At 61.4% G+C, this 11380-nt stretch carries 11 protein-coding genes and 1 tRNA gene; 8 read left to right on the plus strand and 4 right to left on the minus strand.

The window, feature by feature from the left end; translation table 11 throughout:
- The first annotated feature begins 3 nt into the window (after window positions 1–3).
- The 7 genes from aroB to HMPREF9463_RS08750 all read left to right on the plus strand — a co-directional run bounded on the left by aroB (window position 4) and on the right by HMPREF9463_RS08750 (window position 7074).
- Complete coding sequence (aroB, locus tag HMPREF9463_RS08720) at window positions 4–1110, plus strand: 3-dehydroquinate synthase (protein ID WP_035138597.1); 1107 nt, start codon at window positions 4–6, stop codon at window positions 1108–1110.
- On the plus strand, window positions 1104–2423 hold the full coding sequence (gene aroA, locus HMPREF9463_RS08725) for a 3-phosphoshikimate 1-carboxyvinyltransferase (RefSeq protein WP_035138598.1): 1320 nt from the start codon (window positions 1104–1106) through the stop codon (window positions 2421–2423). The genes aroB and aroA overlap by 7 nt, the downstream gene beginning before the upstream one ends.
- A gap of 1 nt (window position 2424) precedes the next feature.
- On the plus strand, window positions 2425–3522 hold the full coding sequence (gene aroC, locus HMPREF9463_RS08730; RefSeq protein ID WP_035138601.1) for a chorismate synthase: 1098 nt from the start codon (window positions 2425–2427) through the stop codon (window positions 3520–3522).
- Between the two features lie 53 nt (window positions 3523–3575).
- Entirely contained in the window at window positions 3576–4721 is a 1146-nt protein-coding gene (pheA, locus tag HMPREF9463_RS08735) for a prephenate dehydratase (RefSeq protein WP_035138603.1), read from the plus strand.
- Window positions 4722–5972 carry a shikimate kinase gene (locus HMPREF9463_RS08740; RefSeq protein ID WP_035138604.1) on the plus strand — a complete coding sequence of 417 codons (1251 nt, stop codon included), beginning with the start codon at window positions 4722–4724 and terminating at the stop codon, window positions 5970–5972.
- A gap of 64 nt (window positions 5973–6036) precedes the next feature.
- The gene (gene aroQ / locus HMPREF9463_RS08745) at window positions 6037–6474 is read left to right on the plus strand and encodes a type II 3-dehydroquinate dehydratase (RefSeq protein ID WP_035138605.1); all 438 of its coding nucleotides are present in this window, start codon (window positions 6037–6039) and stop codon (window positions 6472–6474) included.
- Window positions 6475–6606: 132 nt separating this feature from the next.
- Complete coding sequence (locus tag HMPREF9463_RS08750; RefSeq protein WP_035138607.1) at window positions 6607–7074, plus strand: DUF4869 domain-containing protein; 468 nt, start codon at window positions 6607–6609, stop codon at window positions 7072–7074.
- Between the two features lie 188 nt (window positions 7075–7262).
- Here HMPREF9463_RS08750 and HMPREF9463_RS08755 read toward each other — a convergent pair.
- From HMPREF9463_RS08755 to HMPREF9463_RS08765, 3 genes are all read right to left on the minus strand, one after another.
- Window positions 7263–7339: transfer RNA gene (locus HMPREF9463_RS08755), tRNA-Arg, on the minus strand.
- Between the two features lie 54 nt (window positions 7340–7393).
- A complete protein-coding gene (locus tag HMPREF9463_RS08760) occupies window positions 7394–8161 on the minus strand; it encodes an ABC transporter ATP-binding protein (protein ID WP_006236046.1) in 768 nt (255 codons plus the stop codon).
- Window positions 8162–8172: 11 nt separating this feature from the next.
- On the minus strand, window positions 8173–9018 hold the full coding sequence (locus HMPREF9463_RS08765) for an ABC transporter permease (protein WP_232219792.1): 846 nt from the start codon (window positions 9016–9018) through the stop codon (window positions 8173–8175).
- Between the two features lie 160 nt (window positions 9019–9178).
- Between HMPREF9463_RS08765 and HMPREF9463_RS08770 the strand changes: the two genes are divergently transcribed.
- A complete protein-coding gene (locus HMPREF9463_RS08770; RefSeq protein ID WP_052044190.1) occupies window positions 9179–10150 on the plus strand; it encodes a glycosyltransferase family 2 protein in 972 nt (323 codons plus the stop codon).
- 102 nt (window positions 10151–10252) lie between these two features.
- Here HMPREF9463_RS08770 and HMPREF9463_RS08775 read toward each other — a convergent pair.
- Window positions 10253–11380, minus strand: a 1128-nt coding sequence (locus HMPREF9463_RS08775) for a sugar nucleotide-binding protein (protein ID WP_035138609.1), incomplete at its 5' end; no start/stop codon positions are given.

Below are 11380 nucleotides of genomic sequence, written 5' to 3' on the forward strand. Positions count from 1 at the left end.
CTTATGGCGATTACCATCGATATCGACACCGCACGCCCCTACCAGGTGCATGTTGGCACGTTTTTGCTGGAGCAGGCGGGACCGCTCGTGCGCGCCACTGCCGGCGGCACCAAGGCCGTCATCGTGACGGACACCAACGTAGGCCCGCTCTACCAGATGCCCGTTAAGCAGAGCCTGGAGGCATCAGGCTACGAGGTGAGCATCTGCACCTTCGAGGCCGGCGAGGCCCATAAGCGCGCCGAAACCTATGTTGCCATTTTGGAGTTTGTGGCCGAGCACGAGCTTTCGCGCTCCGACGTGATCGTGGCACTCGGGGGCGGCGTCGTGGGCGATGTGGCGGGCTTTGTGGCCGCGACCTACATGCGCGGCTGCAAGTTTGTGCAGATCCCGACGAGCCTGCTCGCCATGGTGGATTCGTCGGTGGGCGGCAAGACCGCCATCGACCTGGCTGCCGGCAAGAACTTGGCCGGCGCCTTTTGGCAGCCGAGCGTGGTTATCGCCGACGTGGGGTGCCTGGCCACCCTCACGCCCGAGCAGTTCGCCGACGGCTGCGGCGAGGTCGTCAAGCACGCCGTGATCGCCGACCCGGAGCTTTTCGCCGAGCTGGAGAAGACCCCGCTCACGCTGGAGCTGCTCAACCGCGATGTGGCCCGCGTAGCACTCATCATCGCCCGCAACATCGACATCAAGCGCGCCGTGGTCGTCGCCGACGAGCACGAAACCAACCAGCGCAAGCTGCTCAACTTTGGACACAGCGCCGGACACGCCGTCGAGGCCTGCGAGCACTTTGAGCTCGGACACGGCAACTGCGTGTCGATCGGCATGGGCATCATCACGCGCGCCGCGGCCCTACACGGCGTCTGCGATGCCGAGCTGCCCGGTCGTATTGAGGAACTCTGCGCCCGCCATGGCCTCAAGACCCACTGCGACCTAGATGCCGATGCCATCTTTGCCGAGGCGCTCCACGACAAGAAGCGCGCGGGCGACACCATCGACCTGGTGATTCCGCACGACATTGGCCGCTGCAGCATCGACCGCACGCCGCTTTCCACTTTCCACGAACTCATTGCCGAAGGCCTCGGCCAGAAGGGAGACGCATCCGCATGCTAGCCCGCATCACCCCGTCCCCGCTCAAGGGCACCGTTCCCGCCATCGCGTCCAAGTCGATGGCGCATCGCCTGATCATCTGCGCCGCGCTTGCCAACGGCGAGACGCACGTTACCTGCAACACTACCTGCGCCGACATCGAGGCCACGGTGCGTTGCCTCACGGCGCTCGGCGCCCGCATCGAGACCGTCGAGGACGGCTTCCAGGTCCACCCCACCATGAAGAGTGTTGAGTTTGGCCTGCTCAAGGCCCTTGCCGGCGGCACGCTTGACTGTGGCGAAAGCGGCTCCACGCTCCGCTTTATGTTGCCCGTCGCCTGCGCGCTGGGCGCAGAAGCAACTTTTGTGGGTCAGGGACGCTTGGGCGCCCGCCCGCTCTCTCCGCTCTCGGACGAGATCATCGCCGCAGGTTGCGACCTGCAGGGCCTGGGCGGTTTTCCGCTCAAGACGAGCGGACGCATGCGCCCGGGCACCTTTGTGCTGCCGGGCAACGTGAGCTCGCAGTACATCTCGGGCCTGCTGCTGGCAGCCCCGTTGCTCGCCCAGCCCTCCTGTGTGCAGGTGACCGGCCTCATCGAGAGCCGCCCCTACATCAACCTGACGATCCAGGCCATGAAGGCCTTTGGCGTCGAGGTCAACGTCGAACGTATTCCGGCCAAGGACGGCCAGCCCGAGGTCACGAACTTCCGCGTGAGCAGTGGCTCGTATCGCACGCCCGGCAGCGTAGCCGTCGAGGGTGACTGGTCCAACGCCGCCTTTTGGCTGTGCGCCGGCGCCATCGGCTCCGACCCCATCACCGTCGAGGGTGTGTCCCTGAGCTCCGCACAGGGCGACCGCAACGTGCTTGCCGCGCTTTCGCGCTTTGGTGCCCGCATCGTGCGCTCCACCAACGCCGCCACCGTGCAGTCCGACAAGCTCGCCGGCTTTGAGATGAGCGCCCACGACATTCCCGACCTTGTGCCTGTTATCTCGGCCGTGGCCTCGCTGGCGCAGGGCCGCACGTTCATCCGCGATTGTGCCCGCCTGCGCATCAAGGAATCCGACCGTCTGGCCACTACCACCCACGAGCTCACCGCACTGGGCGCACAGGTACGCATTGCCGGTGACGACCTCATCATCAAGGGTGTCGACGCCTTTACTGGCGGCGAGGTCGACTCGCACAACGATCACCGCATCGCCATGATGGCTGCCATCGCTGCGAGCCGCGCCACCGGCGAGGTTGTGATCCACGGCGCCGAGGCCGTCAACAAGTCCTATCCCGATTTCTTCGACCACTATCGCCTGCTGGGCGGCAAGGTCACACTCGAGGAGGAATAGCATGTCCTCGACCTTTGGCAACGTCTTACACTTAAGCATCTTCGGCCAATCGCACTCCCCCGCCATCGGCTGCTCGCTCGATGGCATCCCGGCGGGCATCGCCGTGGACCAGGAGAAGCTGCAGGCCTTCCTCGACCGTCGCGCCCCCGGTCGCGACGAGACCGCAACCAAGCGCCGCGAGGCCGACGCCGTGCATATCATTGCCGGTGTTGTCGATGGACATACCACCGGCGCGCCCATTGCCGCGATTATCGAGAACACCAACACGCGCTCCAAGGATTACTCCGAGCTGCGCCGCAAGCCCCGTCCGGGACATGCCGATTACCCGGCGCGTGTGAAGTATCACAACATGCACGATGTCGCTGGTGGCGGGCATTTCTCCGGCCGCCTAACGGCACCCCTGTGCATCGCCGGCGGCATTGCGCTGCAGGCACTCGAGGCCCGCGGCATTCAGGTCATGGCGCACGTCGCGCAGATCGGCGGCATCTCCGACCTGCCGATGGACGATATGGTCCATCGCGAGGCCGACCGCAAGGCGATCCTTACGAACGATCTGCCGTGCATTGACGCCGCCGCAGCCGGCCGCATGCGCGAGGAGATCCTGGCCGCGCGCGACGAACTCGACAGCATCGGCGGCATCGTGGAGTGCGGCATTTACGGGCTTCCCGCGGGCATCGGCGACCCCATGTTCGACGGTATCGAGAACCGCATCGCGCAAATCGCGTTTGGCATTCCCGCCGTAAAGGGCGTGGAGTTTGGCATGGGTTTTGCCGTGGCCGCCATGCGCGGCAGCGAGAACAACGATCCGTATCGCATCGACGCCGAGACCGGAAAGATCGAGGTCGAATCCAACAACGCCGGCGGCATCCTGGGCGGTATTTCGACCGGCGCGCCCGTCATGTGGCGTATGGCCGTAAAGCCGACGCCCTCCATTGGCCGCGAGCAGCAGACCGTGGACATGGACGCCATGGAAAATGTCGAACTCTCGGTGCACGGCCGTCACGATCCCTGCATCGTCCCCCGAGCTGTCCCCGTAGCCGAAGCAGCCGCAGCGCTGGCCATCTGGGACGCCCTCCTCGAGGACGCAGGCCAGCTCTAACCCGACTCACCTGGGTTGCCTGTCAACTCTGCCATTACGTGAAAGGGGCCTCCATGGACCTTGCCGATATTCGCCAGACCATCGATGGCATCGACACCACGCTCCTCAATAGCTTTGTCGAGCGTATGGACATTGCCACCGAGGTCGCCAAATCAAAGATCGAGATGGGCAAGGTCGTCTTTGACCCCGCCCGCGAGCGCTCAAAACTCAACAACCTCGCCAGCCGCGCGCCCGAGCGCTACGAGGCGCAGACCATCACCCTGTTCCGCCTCCTTATGAGCATGAGCAAGGCCGAGCAGCAGCGCTACATCAACGAGCTCAAGGGCATCACCGTCTCGCAAAAGGCCCACGCCACGGCTGCAGCCTTTGACACGCCCTTCCCTCAAACGGCCACAGTTGCCTGCCAGGGCGTGGAAGGTGCCTATAGCCAGATCGCCGCGTGCAAACTCTTCGACGTGCCCGACATCGCGTTTTTCGAGACCTTCGAAGGCGTTATGCGCGCTGTGCGCGACGGCTTCTGCGAGTTTGGCGTGCTGCCCATCGAGAACTCCACCGCCGGCTCGGTCAACGCCGTCTACGACCTGCTCGCCCAGTTCGACTTCCACATCGTGCGCTCGCTTCGCCTCAAGATCGACCACAACATGCTCGTCAAGCCCGGCACCAAGCTCGCCGACGTGCGCGAGGTTTACAGCCACGGCCAAGCCATTGCCCAGTGTGCGGGCTTTATCGAGTCCCACGACCTGCACGCCACCAAGTACCCCAACACCGCCATGTCGGCCGAGATGGTCGCCAGCTCCGAGCGCACCGATATTGCCGCCATCGCATCGCGCAGCTGCGCGGCACTCTATGGCCTGGAGGTGCTGGAGCCCAACATCCAGGACTCGGACAACAACTACACGCGCTTTGTCGTCATCAGCCGTGAGCCGCGCGTCTATCCCGGTGCCAACCGTACCTCGCTCATGATTACCACGGCCAATGAGCCGGGCGCCCTCTACCGCGTGCTCGAGCGCTTCTATGCGCTCAACATCAACCTCATCAAGCTCGAGAGCCGCCCCATCCCCGGCCGCGACTTTGAGTTTATGTTCTACTTTGATCTGGACTGCCCCTTTGGCAGCAAGGCCCTCGACGACCTGCTCGATTCTATCGACGACGTGTGCGAGAGCTTCACCTACTTTGGCAGCTACACGGAGGTGCTCTAGATGACCGATACCGCCGCAACCCGCCCCTACGGAGTGCTGGGCCGCGTGCTGGGCCACAGCTACACCCCAACCATCTACAAGGAGCTCGCTGGGCTCGAGTACGTGCGTTTTGAGCGCGAGCCCGAGGATCTTGAGGCCTTTATGACGGGCGACGAGTGGGAGGGCACCAACGTGACCATCCCCTACAAGCGCGCCGTCATGGAGTATCTGGACGAGCTGAGCCCGCTCGCCGAGCGCATGGGCAACGTCAACACCATCACGCGCCTGCCCGACGGCCGCCTGCGCGGCGATAATACTGACTACTTTGGTTTTCAGTGCCTGGTCGAGGAGCTGGGAGTTGAGGTTACCGGCAAGAAAGTTCTCGTGCTCGGCGCCACCGGTGGCGCCGGCACCACGGCGAGCATGGTGCTGGGAGACCTGGGCGCCATCGTCGTACCCGTGGGTCGCACGAGCGAGGTCAACTACGGCAACATCGCGCAGCAGTCCGACGCCGCCCTGCTCGTCAACTGCACGCCTGCCGGCATGTTCCCCCACTGCCCCGACGCGCCTTGCACGTTCGAAGGGCTCGATGCGCTCGAAGGCGTTATCGACATTGTCTACAACCCCGCCCGCACGGGCCTGATGCTCGAGGCCGAGCGCCGCGGTATCCCTTGCATCGACGGCCTGCTAATGCTCGTGGCCCAAGCGGCACAGGCCGTCGAGCGCTATACCGGCCAGGTCACCCCGCGCGAGCGCATCCTGGACATAACGGAGCGCTTGTCACGCCGCGAACAGAACATCGCGCTGATCGGCATGCCGGGCTCGGGCAAGACCCGCGTGGGTGAGCAGATTGCCCTGCTCACGGGTCGCAAGCACATCGACCTGGACCGCGCCCTCGAGGAACGCCTCGACATGCCCTGCGCCGACTTTATCGTCGAGCGCGGCGAGGCCGCCTTCCGCGAGCAGGAGACAGCGGAGCTGGCCGACATTTCCAAGCGCAGCGGCCTGGTGCTTTCCACCGGCGGCGGCGTGGTCACGCGCGACGAAAACTATCCGCTGCTGCACCAAAACAGCCAGATCGTGATGCTCAACCGCAAGCTCGACGAACTCGCCCACAAGGGACGCCCTATCACCGCCCGTGATGGCATCGATAAACTTGCCGAGCAGCGCATGCCGCGCTACCGCGCCTGGGCCGACTACATCATCGACTCACGCGACTGCGCCGCCAACACCGCCCAAGCCCTCCTCGACACCCTCCCACCCGCCCTCTAACCAAAACCACCACAAAGGGGACAGGCACCTTTGTGGTGGTTTTCCAACCGCAAAGGAAGCAACCATGAAAGCACTCGTCATCAACGGCCCCAACCTCAACATGCTCGGCATTCGCGAGCCGGGCATCTATGGCAGCGACAACTACGACCGCTTAGTGCAGATCTGCCAGGAAGCGGGCGCCGAACAGGGCTTCGACGAAGTCGAGGTCTTCCAGTCTAACCACGAGGGCAGCATCGTCGACAAGATCCAGGAGGCCTACGGCAAGGTCGACGGCATCGTCATCAACCCGGCTGCCTACACGCACACGAGCGTGGCGATCCTCGATGCCCTCAAGGCCGTCGCCATCCCAGCCGTCGAGGTACACATCAGCGCCGTAGAGACGCGCGAAGACTTCCGCCAGGTGAGCTATGCACGCCTAGCCTGCTTCGCCACCATCACTGGCGAAGGCCTCCAAGGCTACGCCCATGCCCTGGAGCTGCTGAGGGAGCGTCTCGAAAAGTAAGCAAACGGTGACAATTCACGAACGCTGATTCGCGTGACTACAACGCCAGTGCCGGCAGCAGCAATCTCGCTGCTGCCGGCATTTTATTACTGGCATATAATCGTTGCAGTCACACAATGTTTGGAGACCCGCATGCTGAGCATTCATCTGGGAGATTACCCCGGCTCCATCTACGATACCAAGACCTACTTTAGGAACTCGTACTTGGATTCATGGTTCGAAGACCCCATGGCTGCGCAAATTATTAAAGGCGTTGACGGATCGGAGCTCATCGGCTCTCACAACATCATAAGCAAGCAGCTGGGCTCGATCAGCCCGCTCGAGTTATCCGGCGGAGTAAAGACGCTCCTACTTGTCCGCAATCTCCCCAACATGGTCTTTAATGCTTCCACCTGCGGCGATAACTGCGCCCGTTGGCTGCTCAAAATTGGCAAAGAACAGGATGTGCTGGTAACCCTTTACCACATCATGAAGTTCCCCTGGAAGCGTTTAGAGATTCGCATCGATAACGATGGCCGCATCGTCAGGAACATGCAGGAGTTTGTTGGCGCCACGAATGATTTTCTGGATGTTGAAGATGCGACTAGAATGCCGCACTAAGTTCTATTGCCGTAATCGCTGAATGCGGTTGCGAAAGACTTATCGGAGTGTTCGAGGGCAGAGCAGTAAGCCACGCAAAACGTTTAAAACCAAGGCTACGCCCATGCGTTGGAGTCGCTGAAAGGCCAATCCACATCAGCAAGACGAAAAAAGCCCAGACCACCAAGCGGTCTGGGCTTAATAAACGATGGTGCTCCATGGCGGATTCGAACCGTCGACCTTGGGATTAGAAGTCCCCTGCTCTATCCAACTGAGCTAATGGAGCAAATAACCGCACGCCCAAGCACGCGCACGCGTGCCAAGCGCTAGTAATTATAACCTAGTTGAACTGCTCGCGGTACGCCTTGCAGACCTCATCAACCGGGCCGTCCATGCGAAGGTCGCCCTTCTCAATCCAAACGGCGCGCTGGCAGATGCGCTCAACCTGCTCCATGGAGTGCGAAACGAACAGAACCGTCACGTCGCCGCTCTGGATAAAGTGCTGAATACGCGCCTCGCACTTTTGCTGGAAGAACACATCGCCGACGGACAGCGTCTCGTCAACGATCAGAATATCGGGCTCGGTGATCGTCGCGATTGCAAAGGCAATACGCGCCACCATGCCCGAGGAGAAGTTCTTAAGCGGCATGTCGACAAAGTTCTGCAGCTCAGCGAACTCGATAATGCCGTCAAAGTTGGCGTCGATGAACTCCTTGGTGTAGCCGAGCAGGGCACCGTTCAGATAGATGTTCTCGCGGGCGGTCAGCTCGGGGTCAAAGCCGGCACCAAGCTCAATCAGCGGCGCGATGTTACCGTGCACCTTAACGCTGCCCTCACTGGGCTCAAGCACGCCAGCGATGATCTTGAGCATCGTAGACTTGCCGGAACCATTGGTGCCGACCAGACCCACAACTTCGCCGCGATGAATATCGAACGAGATGTGCTTAAGCGCCCGAAACTCCTCAAAGAACAGCTCGTGCTTGGCAAGCTTAATGAAGTACTCCTTGAGGTTGGTCAGCGACTCGGACGCCATGTTAAAGATCATGGTGACGTCGTCGACCTCGACAGCCAGAGGCTGCTCGCTGTAATCAACAACAGATTCAGTCATCACAGCACTCCTTAGATGTAGAGGATGAACTTGCGCTCGGACTTATGGAACACGGTGTAGCCAATAACAAGCGCAAGAACCGCCCAAGCAACGCACATACCAAACGTCATAAGCGAGGGCGTAGTCTGGAACAGGAAGATATCGCGCATAAACTGCAGGTAGTTATACATGGGGTTCGCATAGACCAGAATGCGCACGAGATGCGGCATTTGCGCAACGAAGTCGGTCGTCCAGAAAATAGGCGTGATGTAAGTCCACGCCGTAATGACGACGCTCCACAGATGCATGACATCGCGGAAGAAGACCGTGAGGGCGGAGAGCATCATGCCCAGGCCCATGCAGAAGCACATAAGCAGCAGTAGGCAGACCGGCAGCAGAATCAGGTGCCAAGAAGGCATAACGTGGAACCACAGCATAACGATGGCAACGGCGACCAGTGAGAAGGCAAAGTTAACCAGCGAGAATAGCACCTTCTGTACTGGGAAGACCCAGCGGTGCACCTTAACCTTCTTGAGCAGCGGGGCAGCACCCACGATCGACGTCAGGGCCTGGTTCGTAGATTCGGACATGACGGCAAAGGTAACGTTACCCACGATCAAGTACAGCGGGTACATCTCGGGCGTAATCGAGCCATTGCGGCCCTGGGCGAAAATCGTCGAGAACACGATAGCCATGACGATCATCATCAGCAGCGGGTTGAGCACCGACCATGCGACGCCCAGAACGCTACGGCGATACTTGATCTTAAAATCCTTGGTAACCAGCTGACGAAGGATAAACGCGTCCTTCTCAAACTCGTTCTTAGCAAACGTCGCAGGCAGACTGCGAGTTTCTTGTTGCTTTGTCTGATCCGACACGGATGCAACTCCTTTACTCGTAATCGTTGACAAACGAACAGTATAGACCCGACGACCATGCAAACGATTCGCGCAACAAAACTGGAGAACTAACCCACATCTTAGGATGCCAGGCCCAAACGGCTATACTTTCTAGGATTGAATGTATAAGGAGCATTAAGTGAATTCTGAATCCATCGCCGTCATCATCCCTTGCTACAACGAAGCGCTCACGATCGGCAAAGTCATCGACGACTTTCACCGCGAGCTTCCGCAGGCGACGGTCTATGTCTATGACAACAACTCGTCGGACGATACCTCACGCATTGCCACCGAGCACGGCGCCACAGTCCGCTTTGAGCCCCGTCAGGGAAAGGGCAACGTGTGCCGCCAGATGTTTCGCGATATCGACGCCGATTGCTACCTGATGGTCGACGGAGACGACACCTACCCCGCCGAGGCGGCCAAGGCCCTCTGCGAGCCCATCCTTAACGGCACGGCCGACATGACCGTAGGCGATCGCCTTTCCAACGGCACCTACGCCGAGGAGAACAAGCGTGCCTTCCACGGCTTTGGCAATAATCTGGTCCGCGCCATGATCAAGTGGATCTATGGCTACAGCTTCGATGACGTCATGACAGGCTACCGCGCCATGAGCCGCCCGTTCGTTAAAACCTTCCCAGTGCTTTCCGAGGGCTTTCAGATCGAAACCGAGCTCTCGATCCACGCCGTCGACCACCGCTGGCGCATCAAAGATGTGCCCATCGAGTACCGCGACCGTCCCGAGGGTTCCGAGTCCAAACTCAACACCGTGAGCGACGGCATTAAAGTCGTTGCGATGATCGGCACGCTGTTCAAGGACTACCGCCCGCTGAAGTTCTTCAGCCTCGTTGCGCTTCTGTTCGCGGTATTCGGCCTCGCCCTGGGCATGCCCATCGTTGTCGAATATTTCCAGACCGGCCTCGTCCCGCGCTTCCCCACCGCTATGCTCGCCGCCTCGTTTATGTTCCTGTGCGGCCTGAGCCTTGCGACCGGCTTCATCCTAGATTCTGTAGCAAAGGTCGAAAAAAAGCAGTGGGAGGTCAACGTGTACAGCAAATACGCCTACGACGACCAGCCCGGCCACCCTACTTCCATGCCAAGCGAGAGGTAGATCTTCCGCAAAATACTATTGGCACCACTGCGCAGATAGCCACCAACAAGAAAAGCCGCCGTTAAAGAACGGCGGCTTTTACTCTCGAAAAGTTAATAGCGGCTAGAGCGTCTTGATGTACTCCCCCAGCTCTTCCTCCCAGTCGGGCATGTGGAAGCCGGCAGCCTCGAGCTTGGACAGGTCGAGCGCGGAGTGGACCGGGCGCGGGGCGACGGGGCCCTCGGCGCTCGCGTAGTAGTCGGCGGTCGATACCGGCACGACCCTGTCCCCGTTGCCGTTGGCGGCCTCGAAGACGGCGCGGGCGATATCGGCCCAGGACTTGACGGTGCCGGAGCCGGTGCAGTCGTAGGTGCCGTAGGGGGCGTGCGTCCCCAGCACGTGGAAGATGGCCTCGGCCATGTCGCGCGTGAAGGTCAGGCGGCCCAGCTGGTCGTCAACGACCGTGACCTGCTCGAGCCCGTCCTCGGGGTCGGCGACGCGGTCGGACAGGCCCTTCATCGTCTTGACGAAGTTGCGGCCCTCGCCGATGACCCAGCTGGAGCGCATGATGTAGTGGCGCGGGCACCCGGCCACGGCGATGTCGCCGGCGGCCTTGGTCTGGCCGTAGACGGACAGCGGGCTGAGGGGCTCGTCCTCGTCATGCACCTCGGCGGTGCCGTCGAAGACGTAGTCGCTGGACACGTGGACGAGGGTGATCCCGTGATCAGAGCATGTGCGGGCGAGGAGGGCGGGGCCGGTCGCGTTGGCCTTCCAGGCGATGACACGGCCCTCGGGGGTCTCCGCTTTATCCACGGCCGTGTAGGCGCCGCAGTTGATCACGGTGCCGTAGAGCGACCAGTCGTACTGCGCGTAGGCGTCCGGGTCGGACATGTCGAAGGTGTCGATTTCGCAGAAGTCGAAGTCCTTCGCCACGCCGCGCTCCTCGGCGAGCGCGCGCACCGCACGGCCCAGCTGGCCGTTGCAGCCGGTGACGAGGGTGCGCCTGGGCGCCATGGGGACGACGTCGGCGAGCATCGGGTGGTTGAGGTCGGCCTCGGAGACGGTGGCCTGGTCCAGCGGGATGGGCCACTGGATGGCGAGCTCGGGGTCGGCGAGGTTCACGAAGGTGTAGGTCTTCTTCAATTCAATGGACCAGTGGGCGTCCACCAGGTAGGTGTAGGCGGTGCCGTCCTCCAGGGCCTGGAAGGAGTTGCCCACGCCGCGCGGGACGTAGATGGCCTTGCTCGGGTC

Source organism: Collinsella sp. 4_8_47FAA, assembly GCF_000763055.1.
Taxonomy (GTDB): domain Bacteria; phylum Actinomycetota; class Coriobacteriia; order Coriobacteriales; family Coriobacteriaceae; genus Collinsella.

Coding starts and splice junctions, on each gene's coding strand:
- aroB (WP_035138597.1), top strand. CDS start 4: ATGGCGATTACCATCGATATCGACACCGCACGCCCCTACCAGGTGCAT.
- aroA (WP_035138598.1), top strand. CDS start 1,104: ATGCTAGCCCGCATCACCCCGTCCCCGCTCAAGGGCACCGTTCCCGCC.
- aroC (WP_035138601.1), top strand. CDS start 2,425: ATGTCCTCGACCTTTGGCAACGTCTTACACTTAAGCATCTTCGGCCAA.
- pheA (WP_035138603.1), top strand. CDS start 3,576: ATGGACCTTGCCGATATTCGCCAGACCATCGATGGCATCGACACCACG.
- HMPREF9463_RS08740 (WP_035138604.1), top strand. CDS start 4,722: ATGACCGATACCGCCGCAACCCGCCCCTACGGAGTGCTGGGCCGCGTG.
- aroQ (WP_035138605.1), top strand. CDS start 6,037: ATGAAAGCACTCGTCATCAACGGCCCCAACCTCAACATGCTCGGCATT.
- HMPREF9463_RS08750 (WP_035138607.1), top strand. CDS start 6,607: ATGCTGAGCATTCATCTGGGAGATTACCCCGGCTCCATCTACGATACC.
- HMPREF9463_RS08760 (WP_006236046.1), bottom strand. CDS start 8,161: ATGACTGAATCTGTTGTTGATTACAGCGAGCAGCCTCTGGCTGTCGAG.